The organism is Mesorhizobium sp. C395A, assembly GCF_030323205.1.
In the GTDB taxonomy this organism is placed as follows: Bacteria; Pseudomonadota; Alphaproteobacteria; order Rhizobiales; family Rhizobiaceae; genus Mesorhizobium.
In genome coordinates, this window is sequence record NZ_CP100473.1 from 1154643 (window position 1) to 1171501 (window position 16859).

General features: G+C 63.3%; 14 protein-coding genes and 1 tRNA gene. 7 read left to right on the top strand and 8 right to left on the bottom strand.

Annotated elements, in window-relative coordinates:
* Window positions 1-51: 51 nt before the first annotated feature.
* The 5 genes from NLY37_RS05650 to NLY37_RS05670 all read right to left on the bottom strand — a co-directional run bounded on the left by NLY37_RS05650 (window position 52) and on the right by NLY37_RS05670 (window position 6392).
* Window positions 52-3393: a M10 family metallopeptidase C-terminal domain-containing protein gene (locus NLY37_RS05650; protein ID WP_023742715.1), complete on the bottom strand. Its 3342-nt coding sequence runs from the start codon at window positions 3391-3393 to the stop codon at window positions 52-54.
* 291 nt (window positions 3394-3684) lie between these two features.
* Complete coding sequence (locus NLY37_RS05655; RefSeq protein ID WP_023682882.1) at window positions 3685-4188, bottom strand: hypothetical protein; 504 nt, start codon at window positions 4186-4188, stop codon at window positions 3685-3687.
* Between the two features lie 399 nt (window positions 4189-4587).
* The gene (locus NLY37_RS05660) at window positions 4588-5214 is read right to left on the bottom strand and encodes a hypothetical protein (RefSeq protein ID WP_031246438.1); all 627 of its coding nucleotides are present in this window, start codon (window positions 5212-5214) and stop codon (window positions 4588-4590) included.
* A 9-nt stretch (window positions 5215-5223) separates the two neighbouring features.
* Window positions 5224-5297: transfer RNA gene (locus NLY37_RS05665), tRNA-Gln, on the bottom strand.
* 147 nt (window positions 5298-5444) lie between these two features.
* Complete coding sequence (locus NLY37_RS05670; RefSeq protein WP_023705805.1) at window positions 5445-6392, bottom strand: lysylphosphatidylglycerol synthase domain-containing protein; 948 nt, start codon at window positions 6390-6392, stop codon at window positions 5445-5447.
* A 349-nt stretch (window positions 6393-6741) separates the two neighbouring features.
* On the opposite strand from NLY37_RS05670, the gene NLY37_RS05675 reads away from it, so the two are divergent.
* Window positions 6742-8085, top strand: coding sequence for a Ppx/GppA phosphatase family protein (locus NLY37_RS05675; RefSeq protein ID WP_023742714.1), 1344 nt, complete (start codon window positions 6742-6744; stop codon window positions 8083-8085).
* A 246-nt stretch (window positions 8086-8331) separates the two neighbouring features.
* The gene (locus tag NLY37_RS05680; protein WP_023689533.1) at window positions 8332-9042 is read left to right on the top strand and encodes an RlmE family RNA methyltransferase; all 711 of its coding nucleotides are present in this window, start codon (window positions 8332-8334) and stop codon (window positions 9040-9042) included.
* A 329-nt stretch (window positions 9043-9371) separates the two neighbouring features.
* On the opposite strand, the gene NLY37_RS05685 is transcribed toward NLY37_RS05680, so the two are convergent.
* The gene (locus NLY37_RS05685; protein WP_286441773.1) at window positions 9372-10451 is read right to left on the bottom strand and encodes a transposase; all 1080 of its coding nucleotides are present in this window, start codon (window positions 10449-10451) and stop codon (window positions 9372-9374) included.
* Between the two features lie 136 nt (window positions 10452-10587).
* Window positions 10588-12009 carry an MFS transporter gene (locus NLY37_RS05690; protein WP_023689532.1) on the bottom strand — a complete coding sequence of 474 codons (1422 nt, stop codon included), beginning with the start codon at window positions 12007-12009 and terminating at the stop codon, window positions 10588-10590.
* Window positions 12010-12252: 243 nt separating this feature from the next.
* On the opposite strand from NLY37_RS05690, the gene NLY37_RS05695 reads away from it, so the two are divergent.
* From NLY37_RS05695 to NLY37_RS05715, 5 genes are all read left to right on the top strand, one after another.
* Window positions 12253-12498, top strand: a complete 246-nt coding sequence (locus NLY37_RS05695) for a type II toxin-antitoxin system Phd/YefM family antitoxin (protein ID WP_023673036.1) — start codon at window positions 12253-12255, stop codon at window positions 12496-12498.
* The gene (locus tag NLY37_RS05700; RefSeq protein ID WP_023742867.1) at window positions 12495-12950 is read left to right on the top strand and encodes a PIN domain-containing protein; all 456 of its coding nucleotides are present in this window, start codon (window positions 12495-12497) and stop codon (window positions 12948-12950) included. Before NLY37_RS05695 ends, NLY37_RS05700 begins: the two co-directional genes overlap by 4 nt.
* A gap of 142 nt (window positions 12951-13092) precedes the next feature.
* Entirely contained in the window at window positions 13093-14595 is a 1503-nt protein-coding gene (guaB, locus tag NLY37_RS05705; RefSeq protein ID WP_023742866.1) for an IMP dehydrogenase, read from the top strand.
* Between the two features lie 19 nt (window positions 14596-14614).
* A complete protein-coding gene (locus NLY37_RS05710) occupies window positions 14615-15184 on the top strand; it encodes a hypothetical protein (protein ID WP_023749016.1) in 570 nt (189 codons plus the stop codon).
* A gap of 22 nt (window positions 15185-15206) precedes the next feature.
* Window positions 15207-15626, top strand: coding sequence for an MAPEG family protein (locus tag NLY37_RS05715; protein ID WP_023682427.1), 420 nt, complete (start codon window positions 15207-15209; stop codon window positions 15624-15626).
* 63 nt (window positions 15627-15689) lie between these two features.
* Here NLY37_RS05715 and rnd read toward each other — a convergent pair whose 3' ends face one another.
* Complete coding sequence (gene rnd / locus NLY37_RS05720; protein ID WP_023742865.1) at window positions 15690-16841, bottom strand: ribonuclease D; 1152 nt, start codon at window positions 16839-16841, stop codon at window positions 15690-15692.
* Window positions 16842-16859 lie beyond the last annotated feature (18 nt).

A 16859-nucleotide genomic window follows, 5' to 3' on the forward strand; every position in this document is an offset into this window, starting at 1 on the left:
GCGCTGGGGTATGCGGGAGGGGAGCCTGACGGCACCCCTCCCGGCAACGCGTTAGATGACAATGAAGTCTGCAGCCGAAAGATCCAGATTTGTGTTCAGGTGTGCAAACTGAACGGCTGCTCCCTGTCCGGAACCATCGGCGTCGTAAGACAATATTCCACTGTCGGTGTCGTAGATGATGCGGTCGTCGGCATCATGAGCAACACCGGCTGCGCTCTTGTAGAATGAGCCCAAAGCGAGGGCGCCGTCGCCGCCAACGCTGGCAAAGATGAGGTTGTCCAGCAGGATCGTATCGTCGGCGACCTTGAAGTCCTTGATCCAGTCGATATTGCCGTTCCCGAGTTCTGTCGAGAAGCGGAAATAGTCGTCGCCGGCGCCGCCGGTCAGCGTATCGGCAGCCAGCCCGCCATCCAAAAGGTCGCTGCCGCCGCCGCCATTGAGCGTATCGGCGCCCGCAACGCCCGGCTGAGCTGGTGCCGGCGGGAATTCGACCGATACGTTCAGCTTGTAAGTCGAGCCCTCCGGCACGGATTCCACCCAGCCATCGCCAGGAGCGGAGTCCGACCATTCGCCCTCCACAATATAGTAGGTTCCGGTTTCCTGAACGATGAAGCTGGTGCTCGAATCGCGGCCGTTGTTGGAGCCGGGGTCGTTGCCGCCATCGTCGTTCTGGGCGACGATATTGCCATCGCTGTCCAGCACCCTGACGATGCTGTCATGGACATTGGGGTCGGCAATGCCATCGACGTCGATGGTGATGATCGTGCCGGCGGCCAGGTTGATGCTGTAATATCCGCCGAGGCCGTTTCCGGTGGCATTGACGGTGGTGTGAAGGGTGGTCGTCGAATCGAAGATGTCGGGGTCGGCCGTAAGCGAGAAGTTGTTCGAGATGTCGAAGGCGGTCGAGACCGAATTGTTGGTCGCGTCCGGTCCGAGCGTGGCGTAGCCGGTGCCCATGCCCGGGCGTGGCGGAGCATCGCCCTGATAGGCGAAATCGCCGAGCAGGGTGTCATCGCCGCCACCGCCGTCGATCTTGTCGGCGCCGCCCTGGCCGGTCAGCACATTGGCAGCATTGTCGCCCGTCAGGTGATCGTTGAAGCCCGAACCAGCCAGATTTTCGATCGAGATATAGGTGTCGCCGCCGGATTTGCCGCCACCCAGCTTGAGGTTTTGCCCGCTGCTCGCGTCGGCGTAGTCCGCCGTGTCGCTGCCGGCGCCGCCATTCAACGTGTCGGCGCCGCCGCCGCCGGTCAGCGTGTCGTTGCCGGCGCCGCCGGAAAGTTTGTTGGCCTGGGCGTTGCCGATGAGATGGTCGTCGAAGAACGTCCCGACGGCGTTTTCGAAGCCGACCAGGATGTCGTGCCGGATAACGGTGCCGCGCCCGACGATCTGCACCGGGCCATCGCCATCGCCGCCATTGGCCGTGCCATTGGCGAGGTCGATCGTCACGCCGGCGGAGCTGCCTTCGTAGACGACCGTATCGATGCCGGCGCCGCCATCCAGATAGTCCTGGCCGGCGCCGCCGATGATCGTGTCGTTGCCGGCTTCACCGTACAGGATGTCGCCGTCATTGCCGCCATCCAGTATGTCGTTGCCGCCGCCGCCGTTGAAATAGTCGCCGCCGCCCCGGCCCCAGAAATGATTTGCCGCCGACGTACCGATGAAACGGTCGATGCGGTCATCGGAGCCGATCAGGTTCTCGATGCTGTAGAAGGTGTCGCCCGTGGCGGTTCCGCCGCTGGCCACGTTCGTCTCGAGGTTGACGAGCAGTTGGAAGGGGCTCTCCTTGCTGAAGTCGACCGTGTCGACGCCGGCGCCGCCCCGGAATATATCGACGCCATCCTGGCCGCTCAGCGTATCGTCGCCGTCGCCGCCGTCGAGGATGTCGTTGCCTTGGCCGCCGAGGATCGTATCGTTGCCGCGGCCGCCATAGAGCGTGTCATTGCCGTCGTCGCTCTCGGTCTGGTCTGGAAGGTCGGCGACATCGATGGTGTTGTTGATGTCGCGGCTGGCGAGCGAGTCGCGGCCGCCGATGATGAGGTCATCGCCGCCCTGGCCGAAGATCGTGTCGTCGCCGGCGCCGCCGTCGAGCGTATTGTTGCCATTGTCGCCGAAGATGACGCTGGTCATCGTGTTGTCGCCGATGGTCGGTGCGGTTTCGGTGCCGCCGTCTCCAGGCTGGAGTGTCGACTCGTCGGCGTAGATGATGTGTTCGACGTTGGCGATTTTCCGGATATTCAAGTTCCTGTTCAGCAGAACGACCGTGTCATTCCCGCCATTCGCTTCCTCGCGCACGATGTCGTCGAGGGAATCGACGAAGTAGGTGTCGTCGCCGCCATTGCCGGCCATGCGGTCGCCGCCGCCGCGGCCATCCAGCACGTTGGCTCCGTCATTGCCAATCAGGACGTCGTCATAGCTGCTGCCGATGCCGTTCTCGATGTAATAGTCGGTGCCGTCGGCGTTGTGCCCGGCAAAGATCGACACATTGTTGCTGTGGCCGTTGACGCTGGAGAACTGTCCGGCGCGCAAATCGAGGATCGTACCGGCCGTCGAGCCGGAGAAGTCGATCGTGTCGGTTCCGCCGGTGTCATGGATGACAAAGCCGATATCGTGCTGCATGCCCGAGGAGGTCAGCCGGTAGCCGTCCACTGCACTGCCGAAGCCGTAGACGTTGTCGCCGGTGTTGAGATCGATATGCTGATAGGTGCGCACGCCGTTCTCGTCGACGGTGGAGAAAAAGCGGCGGATGACCGCCTCGATGTCGGCCATCATCGGCGTTGACGCCGACCAGCGGCTGGTTTCACCGACATCGATCCCGTCGAAATAGGACATGACGCTGTATTGCTGACGGTCGTAGGTCCAGGTCGCATTGTTCAGATAATTGATCTGTACGCCGCCGGGGCCGCTGTAATTGTAGAGCCCGGGGTGGTTCAGCCCGAACTCATGACCGAATTCATGGATGAAGGAATCGAAGACATAGCCGCCAATATCCGTCTTGTTGACCTCGGTGTCGTGGAAACGCTGGCCGATGCTGACATAGCGGTCGTTGGAATAGGCGCTGCCGTCGTCCTCTTCGCCCAGTTCGGGGCTGACAACCTGCATCCAGTCCGTTGCGCTGTTGTATGGTGCATTGTCGACGATTTCGAACTTCAACGGGGTGACACTGGCCCACATCTGCAAGGCGCCGATCGCGGCGGCCTTGTATTCGGGATGGTCATTGAGCTCGGAGACATTTATCCTCAGCGTTCCCGCCGCGATCGCCGGCGTTATCGACCGGTCCAGCGCTCCAAGGTAGGTGAGGAAGGCCCCGTAATCTTCGCTTTTGCCGTACGGGTTGTCCGGCGTCTGGTCGTTGACCCACCATTGATCGCTGGTTTGGCTTGAGTTCGGCATCCTTGGGACTCCTTGGTCTCGCAGCCGTGGCAATTACGGCCGTACGGTTTAGCAGTTGCCAACCACCGACAAGCATCGTTTGCGCTTGCCGGTCGAGCCCCGTCCCAGTGCCAACAATGCTATTGGAATCTTCACTTGTCTAGCCTCAGTTCGCGCTCGGTACATATGAAGGTTCTTGGGCGCGCTTGTACCGGCGGGTTTTGAGATACTGGTTTGGTGTTAATTGAGCTATCGCTAATCTATGGTCGTACCTCGCCCGTAGGCACGAGGGGCTGAATGCGCAAGCGTGCTTCAGGAACCCGTCCGGCGCGCGAAATGTTCATATGTCACGCGCCAGGGGTCGCTCTCCGCTCGTCTCTCCTCACCGATCCAGTGAAAGCTGGCGGCTGTGATCTCGGTGAACCGCCACCGCGCCTGCAGGCCGCGCGAGTCGGCGCCCATCTGGACGATGTCCTTGCCTTCGGCCCGCCCGATCTGGCGCGAGTAATCCTGGTTGAGCGGATCGCTCCAGATAATGTGCCAGCCACCGATCCCGGGATCGAAGACGCGCAAGGTCGTGCCATACATGGTGGACGGGGCAGGGCGCCTGGGCCTGATCCAGATGTCCTGAATGGCGCGGCCTTCGAGCACCCAGCCAAAGTGACACTCGCCATCCGATTTCTGGATTGTGCCGTCGTTGCGGTGGTGAACCGTCTCCATGTCCCAGCTGCCAATCAACCATCCATAGAGGTCCATGTCTTTCGCCCGGTCGGCTGGCGGACCTTCGGATGCGAGAGCGGTGAGAAACGTCGTCATGATTGTCTCCAGGGCAAGCCTCGCGGAAACGCTGGGCGCCACAACCCTTGCAGCGTTGCGGGCCCGGGTCTTGGGAAAAATTGCTGTAGTGCCGCGGCTGCCGACCTTCCGCGTTCGCGCCATATCGCATCTATGCACCAATGCTAATGTAGCGTCGGCGGGTACCCCAATGCCCGCCTGGCCGGCGCCTCCTCAGGCAATCTCTTGGATGAGCGGCGCCGGCCGCTGGCCTGGGCGGCGTCCAAGTTCCTGCCGGGGAAATATGAGGCTTGGCGGGAGGGTTATCGCTGGGCGGTTTTGGCCGGCATTTGGATATCGGTCTGTATTCCCAGAACGTCCGCTGCCCAATCGCGCAGTTCCGGAGAAGCATCGCCCGATTTCATGATCATTGGAACCCAATCAATTCTCGGGCGGCGCTTCATCTTCCCAGCCGGCCAGCTCCGGCAGGTCGTCAAGCCAACTCTTCTCCGTCGCCGAAGCTTCGCCGGCCTGCGGTACCGCCTCTGTGGCGTTTTGCATGAGCGAGTCCATCCACTTGCGATAGGCAGCCGGCGCCAATTCGGGCGGCAGCACCTTGGCCTTGGCCAGCATGCGTTTGCGGAAACTGAGTTGCCGGCGCAGTTTGGTCGTCGTGAACTTTATCGCCTTGCCCTGGTATTCCACCGTCCAGCGCCCATCCCCATGGCTGGTCAGCCGGTCGATGGCAAAACCCGCATCGACCGGCCTGTCGCGCCAGGGAAGCTCGATGGCATTTCGCCTCAGATCGAGTGCCCATCGCCGGTAGTCGGCACCGGTACGCTGCGGCGGCAGCACGCCAGCCTGTTCGAGGATTTTCCTGCGAAAGGTAGGCTGCTTCTTGATCTGGCCGGTTGTCAGCTCGATGCCATGCCCACGGAACTCGACATGCCAGCGGATTCTCCCGTTGCCGACATATTTTGCCAGCCTGTCGATGGCGAACTCGTCGTCGGACAACTCCACGCATCCCTGGCGGATGCGTTCGAGGATGTACTGGCTGTCAGTGGGCATGACGTGCCTTGGCTGGGGAACCTGGATTCGAACCAGGACTAACGGAGTCAGAGTCCGTGGGTCTACCGTTAACCTATTCCCCAGCAGGCGCTGTCGCGCTGGTGGGCCGCCGAAGCAGCCGCGCGTGCCTTGTAGCCGGCGCCGGAAAATAGTCAAGCCTAAGCTGCGTTTCAATCACAGCGTTTCATAGGGGCAATTACGCCCGGGTGGCGCGCCGCACCCAATGATCCTCAGCTCTCCGTCCGGCTGTATTGCGAATGTTCGAAGAACAGCACCACGCCGAGCGCGATCAGCAACGGGATGATCAGGTAGAACAGCCGGAACACCAGAAGTGCCGCCAGCACGCCGACCGGGTCCATATCAGACAGGCCGGCGAGGAACACGACCTCGAACACGCCGAGCCCGCCCGGCGCGTGCGAGATCTGCGCTACCGAGAACGACACCAGGAACACGCCGAGGATAGCGAAATAGCCGGGATTGCCGGCAACGGGCAGGGCAAAGAAGATGATCGCCGCCGCCGCCAGAAGCTCGATCGGGCCGATCAGCAATTGCCGCGCCACGATCGGCAGCGCCGGATAGTGCAGCTGGAAGCCGGCGATTTTCAGCGGCTTCAGATGCAGCCAACTGCCGAAGATGTAGGCGCCGACCAGGATCAGCAAAGCGATGCCGGCGGCGATCGCCAGGCCGTGGTGCGGGGCGCCGGAAAAGCGGTCGATGATTGCAGGCTCGAAAACCAGCACCAGGCCGCCGACCAGAATGCTGGAGAGCACGAAGGTGATCCAGCAGATCGCCACCAGAATGCCGACATCCTGGCCGGTCAGCCCCCTGGTGCCGTAGGCGCGGTAGCGGATCACGGCGCCCGAAAACACCGAGCCGCCGATATTGTGCGACAGCGCGTAGGTGGTGAAGGAGCAGAAGGTGACGAACAGCCACGACACTCGTCTGCCGATATGCAAGAGCGCGATGTGGTCATAGCCGGCGAGCGAGGCATAGGCGACCACCGAGCTCAGTGCCGCAAGCATCCAGCCGCGCGTCGGGATGGCGGATATGCCGTCCCAGACATCGTCGATCGAGATGCCGCGCAGTTCATGCCACAGCAACAACAGCGACCCGATGACCGCCGCGACACCGATGACCGGCCACAGATAGCGCTTCCAATTCGTGGCCCCCCAATTCATGGAGTTGTCGTCATGTGTTGCTGCCCATCGCCCAGGCGGGCGTTAAAACGTCCGCGATTCACCAATTCCCCCTCATTTCAGAAATGCCTCATTGAAGCCGGCTATTCAACCGGCAAGGGTGAGCAGCCGGTTCGCCAACGGCGAATTCGTCGTGCCAGTGGCAAGATGAAAGGCTAGCGAACGCCGGGACGCTGCAAAGCAGCGGGGATCTGGCAGGACGCAGCCGGCAAAATTTGAGTCCTTGCTCTTGGTGATCCGGTCCGGCGCTGCTACTCTGGCGGCAACTTAAAAGATTGAAGCGCCTGCTGCGTCCGGTTTTCCGGTTCGCGCGGCGCCGGAAGGAACTGAAGTGGAAGACCACGACACCGGCGCTGGCGCGCCGGAAGTGGGTGTGTCCAGGGCTTCGCCGCCATCAGGCGGGCCAAGCCCATCCGCCGGGCGGCCCCGCCAGGCGGGGCCCCAGTCCGGCAACGGACAGGCCGGCGACGCCCAGCATCAGCGCGGCAAGGCGAGAAAGCGGCGCAAGCGCCGGCGTGGGCGCAAGGTTTTTGCGCGCGACGACAGCCCTCTCGCAACGGCCGCGGCGGTCGGTGCGCCGGCCTCCGTCGGCCCGGCCGCTCCAGCGCCCGTGCCTTTGCCCTCGGCCCCACAACCCCGACCGGAACAGCCCATGCATCGGCCGCCGATGCAGGAACTGCCGGTGTTTGCCGCGCTCGATCTCGGCACCAACAATTGCCGGCTGCTGGTCGCGGTGCCGCAGCGCCATGGCCAGTTCCGCGTCATCGACGCCTTCTCGCGCATCGTCAGGCTGGGCGAGGGGCTGACGGCGAATGGGCACCTGAGCCAGGCGGCGATGGACCGCGCCGTCGAGGCGCTGAAGATCTGCGGCGACAAATTGCGCAACCGCAAGATCAGGAAAGCCCGGCTGATCGCCACCGAGGCCTGCCGCACCGCCGACAATGGCGTCGAATTCCTGCAGCGCGTCGAACGAGAGGCGGGGTTGAAGTTGGAAATCATCGATCGCCAGACCGAGGCGCGGCTTGCTGTATCCGGCTGCGGCTCGCTGGTCGAGCGCGACACGCAAGGCGTGGTGCTGTTCGACATTGGCGGTGGCTCGTCCGAAATCGCGCTGATCGACCTCACCGGCCAGCGCTCGCCGCGGCTGGCCAACCACATCGTGTCGTGGACCTCGCTGCCGGTCGGCGTCGTCTCGCTGGCCGAACGCTTTGGCGGCCGCACGGTGACGCGCGAGATCTTTGCCGCCATGGTCGACGATGTCGCGGTGCGGCTGAAGTCCTTCGACGGCCGCGACCGGTTGAGCCACGTGCTGACCAGCCCGAAATTCCATCTGCTGGGCACATCAGGCACGGTGACGACGCTGGCCGGCGTCCATCTCGACCTCGAACGCTACGATCGCCGCCGCGTCGATGGGCTGTGGATGGACCGCGACAGCGTCGACCGCATGGTCGAAAAACTGGTCGGCTGGGACTTCCAGCAGCGCTGCGCCAACCCGTGCATCGGCGCCGACCGTGCCGATCTTGTGCTGGCCGGCTGTGCTATTCTTGAAGCGATCCGTGCGGTGTGGCCGTCGGAGCGGCTGCGCGTCGCCGACCGGGGCTTACGCGAAGGCATTTTGAGCGAGCTGATGGCCGATGACGGCGTCTGGCGCAACAGTGGGCGGGGCCGAGCATGATCCGCATTGCTTTGGTGAACGGTCGACCCCCACTCCGTCGAGCTTCGCTCGACACCTCTCCCCCGATCGACGGGGTAGAGGAAGGGCGCGAACTTATGCAGACCGGCGCCTTTCCTCTCCCTCCGGAGGGGGAGAGGTGGCGCCGCGAAGCGGCGACGGAGTGGGGGAAGCCCTTCGCGAAACGCGAAGCCGCCGAAAAACGGCGGCAACTCGGCCAGCGCAAAAACTCAAACAAGAAATAACGTCATGACCAAGAAGCCGGAAAAGCCGGGCTCCGCCAGCATTCGTGTCCTCAAGACGCGGATCAAGAAGAAGAGCGGCCTGAAGGAATCGTCGCGCCGCTGGCTGCAGCGCCACATCAATGATCCCTATGTCCAGCGCTCCAAGGCCGACGGCTATCGCTCGCGCGCGGCCTACAAGCTGATCGAGATCGATGACAAGCATCATCTGCTGAAACCCGGCATGAAGGTCATCGATCTCGGTGCGGCCCCCGGCGGCTGGTGCCAGGTGGCGGCCGCGAGGACGAAATCGACGGCTGATAATCCACATGTCATCGGCATCGACTATCTCGAAATGGATGCGGTGCCGGGTGCGCCGGTGCTGCTGATGGATTTCCTCGACCCGGAAGCGCCGCAAAAGCTCGCCGAGGCGTTGGGCGGCGACCCCGATGTCGTGTTGTCGGACATGGCCGCGCCGACGACGGGTCATAAGCGAACCGACCACATCCGCACCATGCATTTGTGCGAGGTGGCCGCCGATTTCGCGCTGTCGGTGCTGAAGCCGGGCGGGCACTTTTTGGCCAAGACGTTTCAAGGCGGCGCCGAAAACGAGCTGCTGTCGATGCTCAAGAAGAACTTCCGCTCGGTGCACCACGTGAAGCCGCCGGCGTCGCGGGATGAGTCGGTGGAACTGTATTTGCTGGCGAAGGATTTTAAGGGCAGAGACGGCACGGCGTGAAAGGCGCTTCGTAGCGTTCCGTCCCTCTGTCCTGCCGGACATCTCCCCCGGAAGGGGGGAGATTGGCAGCTGCGACCGCCTCGCCATTCCTTCAAAGTTGCAAGATTGGCGAAAGCCGCGTGATATCCGATCTCCCCCTTGCGGGCATAGGCGCTAAGATAGCTTTGGCATGGACTGAAACTTGCGCTTTCGTGGTGGTTCGCGCCAGCGATATCGCAAGGCATGGAGATTTTGGCGCAGGGCCGCCAAGGAAGGTTGAGTAAAGATGGTCGCGATCAGAGAGGCGACGATCTGGCGGGTGGCGCGCCACAGCAGCGGGCGCCCGTCGCTCAAGGGGGAGAGACACCCAACTCCTGCGAGAGGGGTTCGGTCACAAGCGCGATGAGGAAGTGTGCAAGGATCCAAGGCCTTGCGATCCTTGGGTCTTTGGCGGGAGGAGAGCGCAGCCCGATCAGGCTCTTCAGGCGCTTGAAGGCGAGTTCGATGCGCCAGCGCATGCGGTAGAGCTTGAGGACCGTATCGGCGGGAAACTCCTCCCGGTCAAGCGAGGTCACAAGCAGGACGAAGCCGGCCGCAATCAGCGTCTGCGGTTGAACCTTGTTGCCCTTGGCCCTGGCTTCCTTGTTGATTTTGCGCCGCGCTTCTTGTGCCGCGGCCTCGGATTTGCGCAAGGCGATCAGGCGCATCTTCACAGGCTCGCCCTTCTTGAGTGCCAGCCGGGCAGGCGTTTCGCAGACTTCCTCCCGGCAGCTCTCCAGGAAGCCGATGAGATCGAACGCCCTGCCGTTGGCGTCGAGCCATCGCGCGTTTTTCCACGACGCGCGCACAACAACATCGCCGCCTTGCGCCATCACCTTGGCGATCCGCTCGGCCTGCAGATAGGCGCGGTCACCGATGCGGATCTCGCCCGGCACCACCGGCACGCGGTCGATCAACTCGGCATCGCTCTGGTCGGTGATCTCGAGGAAGTCGAACTGCTCGCGCTCAAGCTCAAAGGCGCAGTGCATGCGCCAAAGACCATTGTTCTTCTCATACGCACCGGCCTTGGCAACCGCTGTCGCATCGAGGATGCGGATCAGTCGGCCTTTGGCTAAACCTGCATCCTCGCGCTTCAAAAGGTGCCCAATCAACTGCTGCAGCCATGGTCCTGCATTGCGCAGCCGGCCAAGCAACGCCACGTCCGAAATGTCGGCAATCCCGCTCGCCGCCGCCCAGGCCACGACGCCCCGCATGCCAACCTTGCCAAGGCAGTAAGCCAGTGTCAGGCGCAACAGGTCGCTCGCCGACCTGACGCCGCGCGGGCGCAGGAACGCCTTCGTCTCGCGGGCACTTGCTGCGATCAACTCTTCGCCGCCCAGAAGCTCAATCGTCTCGGCCCAGCCGTCATCAACAAGCGATTCGTGTGTCATCGCAGTGTAGAATCACACCCGATTCCGCAGGGCAATACCTATCTTAGCGCCTATGCCCTTGCGGGGGAGATGGCCGGCAGGCCAGAGGGGGGGTGTGAAGGATCGCCGACGTCGACGATTTTCGTCGCGCCGCCCCTTACTTCCCAGCCGTGCTCACCGGCTCCAGCGTCTTCGGCGTCGTCAGCCGGCCATGTCCCGACACGGCATTGCCGGCATCCGGCGCCAGCCGCATGAATGACACGGACGCTGCCGCCGACACCGCCGCCACGATGAAGAAGGCGATGTGGAAATCGCCGAGCGCCAGCGGTCCGCCATGGATCGAGGTCGAGACTTCCAGGATGCCGCCGGCCAGCGCCACGCCGAGCGCGATCGACAGTTGCTGGAACACCGCCGTGATCGGCGTTGCCTTGCTGGTGTCCTCGGCCGTCACCTCGGCATAGGAGAGCGCGTTGACGCCGGTGAAGAACATCGAGCGGATGAAGCCGCCGACCAGCAATATCGCCAGCATCAGCGCGTAAGGCGTCTCCGGCGTGAACAGGCCGTATATGGCGATCGATGCCGCGGCGATCAGCGAGCCCCAGATCAGCACCCGGCGGAACCCCGCAAGCCGGAAGATCAGCGCGGTAACGAATTTCATTCCGATGGCGCCGATAGCCGAGACGAAGGTGATCATGCCCGACTGGAACGGCGTCAGCCCGAAGCCGATCTGGAACATGAGGGGCAACAGGAACGGCACCGCCCCGATGCCGATGCGAAACAGCGAGCCGCCGAGCACCGAGGAGCGGAACACCGGGTTGCGGAACAGTTCCAGCGCCAGCAGCGGGTTCTTGGCGCGCCGCGCATGCAGGAGATAGAGCACGCCGGAAATCAGCCCGACCGCCACGGTGATGAGGCCGGTCGCCGGCGGCAGATAGGGCAGGCTGACCACCGACAGGCCGAAGATGACGCCGGAGGCCGCCAGCCCGCTCAGTACGAAACCGACGAAATCGAGCGGCGGCGTCTCCATCGAGTCGGTTTGCGGCAGGAAGCGCGTCGCCAGCCAGATGCCGATCAGGCCGATCGGCACGTTGATCAGAAAGATCCAGTGCCAGGTGAAATAGGTGGTGATGAAGCCGCCGATCGGTGGTCCCACAAGCGGGCCGACCAGCGCCGGCACCGTCAGCCACGACATGGCCGCGACCAGCTCGCTCTTCGGCGTCGCGCGCACCAGGACCAGCCGGCCGACCGGCGTCATCATGGCGCCGCCTATGCCTTGCAGGAAGCGCGAGACGACAAAGGCCGGCAGTGAATTGGAGATGGCGCAGCAGACCGAGCCGACGATGAAGACGCCGATCGCGGCGCGAAAAATGGTCTTCGCGCCGAACCGGTCGGCCATCCAGCCGCTGATCGGAATGAAGATCGCCAGCGCCACCAGATAGGCGGTCAGCGCCAGCTTGAGCGCGATCGGGCTGGTGTGGATGTCGACGGCAATCGCCGGCAGCGATGTCGCGATGACGGTCGAATCCATGTTTTCCATGAACAAGGCGACCGCCAGAATGAGCGGAATGATGCGGTTCAACGAACGCGTCCGAACTGGTCTAAATGTGCCTGCCGGCCAATCCAAACAATGAAAAGGCGGGCAAGCCGATACAAACGGGCGGTTATCACGCCTCAGGCGCGATGTCGCATTAATTTGCTGTCACTTTTGTGCGACCGTGGGCGGACAAGAGGCGTCGCTGCGTTTCGCCACATTGAATGAACTTGCGAAAATTGACCTGGTTCACTATGCTGTAGTGAATATAACTACTATATGGACAATGCTATGGAAGAAGCCGTTTCCGCAGCCGACGCCAACCGCAAATTCTCGCTCCTCCTGCGCGGTGTCCGCGAAGGACAGAGCTATGTCGTGACCAGCCATGGGCGCCCCGTGGCGCGGATCGTGCCTGCAGGGCAGCCCGACCCTGCGGCGTCTCGTTCGCGCACAGCGCTGCTGTCGCGCCTCGAACGCCAGCCTGTTGTAGAAGCCGGGCGCTGGAGCCGCGACGAGCTTTACGAGGACGAGCGGTGAAGGTCGCGCTCGATACCAACATCCTTGTTTATGCCGAGGGGATCAACGGAGCCGAGAAGCGCGACATCGTTTTCGGCCTGCTGCACGACATTGCGCAAGAGGCAGCCGTCATTCCAGTCCAAGTGCTCGGCGAATTGTTCACCGTTCTCACACGCAAGGCCGGACGATCACGTGCACAAGCGCGCGACGCCCTGTTGAGCTGGCGCGACGCGTTTCCGCTTGTCGGCACGACGCCGGAGGTGATGACGGTCGCGGCTGATCTTGCGACCGATCACCATTTCGGCATCTGGGATGCGACCATCCTGTCTGTTGCCTCGCAAACCGGTTGCCGGCTGCTGCTGTCGGAAGATCTGCAGGACGGCTTCACCTGGGGCGGCGTAACGGTCGTCAATCCTTTCGCGTCACCGCGCCATGTCTTGCTCGATGCCCTGTTGGGCAAGTCCGCCGAATAGGCCAGGACCGGCTTTTCAACCACGCCGCGACGTGTTACCAGCCAGCGCCAATCCTGAAAGGGAAGAAACGAGTCGGCGCTGTCCATTTCGGTCCAGCGCTTTTTTGTATTCTCCCAGCGCTTTTCGTATCCGAGGACTGGCCATGGCAAAAATCATCGAAACGTCCACCGGCGCGCTGGCGCTGACCTTTGACGACGTGCTGTTGCAGCCCGGTCATTCCGAGGTCATGCCCGGTGAGACCGACATCCGCACCCGCATCGCCACCGACATCGACCTCAACGTGCCGATCCTGTCGGCCGCCATGGACACCGTCACCGAGGCGCGGCTCGCCATCGCCATGGCGCAGGCCGGCGGCATCGGCGTCATCCACCGCAATTTCTCGCCGGCCGAACAGGCCGAGCAGGTGCGTCAGGTCAAGAAGTTCGAATCGGGCATGGTCATCAATCCGGTCACCATCGGCCCCGACGCCACGCTCGCGGACGCGCTGGCGCTGATGCGCACCTATTCCATCTCGGGCATTCCGGTGGTCGAGAATGGCGGCAGCGGCGGCCAGAAGATCGGCCGCCTGGTCGGCATCCTGACCAACCGCGACGTGCGCTTCGCCTCCGATCCGGGGCAGAAAGTCTACGAATTGATGACCCGTGAGAACCTGATCACGGTCAAGGAGAATGTCGACCAGGACGAGGCCAAGCGGCTGCTGCACCAGCACCGCATCGAAAAGCTCGTCGTCGTGGACAAGTCCGGCAATTGCGTCGGCCTGATCACCGTCAAGGACATCGAGAAGTCGCAGCTCAACCCGCACGCCACCAAGGATGCGCAGGGGCGCCTGCGGGCGGCGGCCGCCACCAGCGTCGGCGATGACGGCTTCGAGCGCGCCGAGCGGTTGATCGACGCCGGTGTCGACCTCCTGGTCATCGACACCGCGCATGGCCATTCGCAGCGCGTGCTCGATGCGGTGACGCGGGCCAAGAAGCTTTCCAATTCCGTGCGCATCCTGGCCGGCAACGTCGCCACCGCCGAAGGCACGCAGGCGCTGATCGACGCCGGCGCCGATGCCGTCAAGGTCGGCATCGGCCCGGGCTCGATCTGCACCACGCGCATCGTCGCCGGTGTCGGCGTGCCGCAGCTTTCGGCGATCATGTCGGCGGTGGAGACGGCGCATAGATCAGGCGTGTCGGTCATCGCCGACGGCGGCATCAAATATTCGGGCGATCTGGCCAAGGCGCTTGCCGCCGGCGCCAGTGCGGCCATGATCGGTTCGCTGCTGGCCGGCACCGACGAAAGCCCGGGCGAGGTCTATCTGCATCAGGGCCGCTCCTTCAAGGCCTATCGCGGCATGGGCTCTGTCGGCGCCATGGCGCGCGGCTCGGCCGACCGCTACTTCCAGGCCGAGGTTCGCGACACGCTGAAACTGGTCCCGGAAGGCATTGAAGGGCAGGTGCCCTACAAGGGACCTGTGTCTGGCGTGCTGCACCAGCTTGCGGGCGGGCTAAAAGCCGCTATGGGTTATGTCGGTGGCCGCGACCTTGCCGATTTTCGCGAACGCGCCACCTTTGTGCGCATATCCAACGCCGGACTTCGTGAAAGCCACGCCCATGACGTCACGATTACCCGCGAAAGCCCGAACTATCCTGGCGGAGCCTGACCGGCAGCCAGAGCGGTACATGCTCTGGCGCCACCAGGCGACGATCGTGCTGCGGCTGGCGCGCCATGCCGGCGCGCTGTGCTTTGCCGCCGCGGCGGTTTTCATCATCATGACGCTGCTGGAATTCTTCTATTTCCGCCGGCTGAGCGGCGGCCTGCCGTCGCTCGACGTGCGCCTTGGCGGGTTCACGCCCGACGAGGGCATGGCCTGGCTGACGGCACTCGGCCGACGCGGCAGCGAGATCATCCTGGTCTGGCACTATTTGACTTTCGACCTTCTCTTCCCGGCGCTGCTGTCGCTGACCATGGTCAGCCTGATCCTGGCAACCGGGCGGCGGCTGAAGAATTTTCGTGCCATGCCGGTGCAGCTTCAGGCGCTGTTCGCGCTGGTCATCGTGCTGCCCTACACGTGCGCCGACTACGCCCAGAACATTGCGGTGGCGCGGCTTCTGTCCGATGCGCTGTCGGCCAATCCGGATTCTCTGTCTTTCGCCTCGTCGCTGATCGTCACCAAATTCGCGCTGCTGGCGATCCCCGTCATCGTCATCGCGTTTTTGATCCTTGCCGCCCAGCGGCGTCCACAGGCATGAACGACAGAGCAGGGGCAACGCCATGAGCCAGACCGCGATTTTCTGGCCGATGCTGGCGCAGGTGTTCCTCGTCTATATCGTCTATGTCGTGATGGGCCGGCGCCGCTACGGCGCGGTCAAATCGGGCGAGGCCAAGGTCGGTCAATACAAGGTGCGCACGACCGAGCCCGGGTCGAGCGTCACGGTTGCCAACAATCTCATCAACCAGTTCGAACTGCCGGTGCTGTTCTATGTGCTGTGTCTGGCGCTGCACGCGACCAATGGCGTCAATTATCTGACCCTGGCCTTGATGTGGATTTTCGTGATTTCCCGCTATGGCCACGCCTGGGTCCACCTCACCAGCAACAATCTGCGGTTTCGCAGCCGCGCCTTCTACGTCGGCGCGATCATTCTCTTGCTGGCATGGATCTGGTTCGCGCTACACCTGCTCGGAGCGGTGTAGGGCAGTTGTTTACCCTCCCCCTTGTGGGGAGGGTCGCTCCGCGCAGCGGAGCGGGGTGGGGGTCTACAAATCGAACACCGCGATCTTCCGCTTGTCGAACTTGATGCCGATTTCGCCGCGCACCAGCTTCAGTGCGGCTTCGCCGAACACGGCGCGTCGCCAGCCCTGCAGGGCCGGCACGTCGGCATCCTCGCCCTCGGCGGCGATGCGGTCGATGTCGTCGCTGGACGCCAGCACTTTCGAGGCGACGCCTTCCTTCTCGGCGACGATCCGCAACAGAACTTTCAGCAGCTCGGAGGCGGCATTGGAGCCCTCGGGCGGCTGAAAGCTCTTGGGCAGCTTCGGCATCTCTTCGCGGGGCAAAGTGAGCGCCGTGTTGACCGCGCCAAGCAATGCGGTAGCCGTCGACGAACGCTCCCAGCCTTTCGGCGTCGTGCGCAGCTTGCCCAACGCTGCCGCATCGCGCGGCGCCTGCTGGGCGACCTCGTATATGGCGTCGTCCTTGAGCACCCGGCCGCGCGGCACGTCACGCTCGCGCGCCTCGCGTTCGCGCCATGCCGCCACCGTCTGCACGATCGCCAGCTCCTGCGGCTTGCGCAGCCGCATCTTCAGCCGCTTCCAAGCGTCTTCCGGGTGCGGATCGTAGGTCTCGCGCGAAGTCAGCACCTCCATTTCCTCGTTTAGCCAATGGGCGCGGTTTTCCCGCTCCAGTTCGGCGCTGAGATGCTTGTAGACGTCGATCAGATGGGTGACGTCGGCCAAGGCATAGTCGAGCTGCTTGTCCGACAGCGGCCGGTGGCGCCAGTCGGTGAAACGCGAAGATTTGTCGAGCCGTGCGCCGGTGATGCGCTGCACCAGCTGATCGTAGGAGACGCTGTCGCCGAAGCCGCAGACCATGGCCGCGACCTGGGTGTCGAACACCGGATGCGGCACCAGATCGCCGAGATGGACGATGATTTCAATGTCCTGGCGGGCGGCATGGAAAACCTTGACCACCGCCTCATTGGCCATCAGCCGGAAGAATGGGGCGAGGTTGATGTCGGGCGCCAGCGGGTCGATCAGCGCGGTGACGCCGGGCGCCGCCATCTGGATCAGGCACAGAATCGGCCAGAATGTCGTTTCGCGGATGAATTCGGTGTCGACGGTGACGAAATCCGACTTTTCAAAAGCGGCGAGAACGGACTCAAGCTCATTTTGGGTGGTGATGACGTGCATCAAATCGCTTTTTAGTAA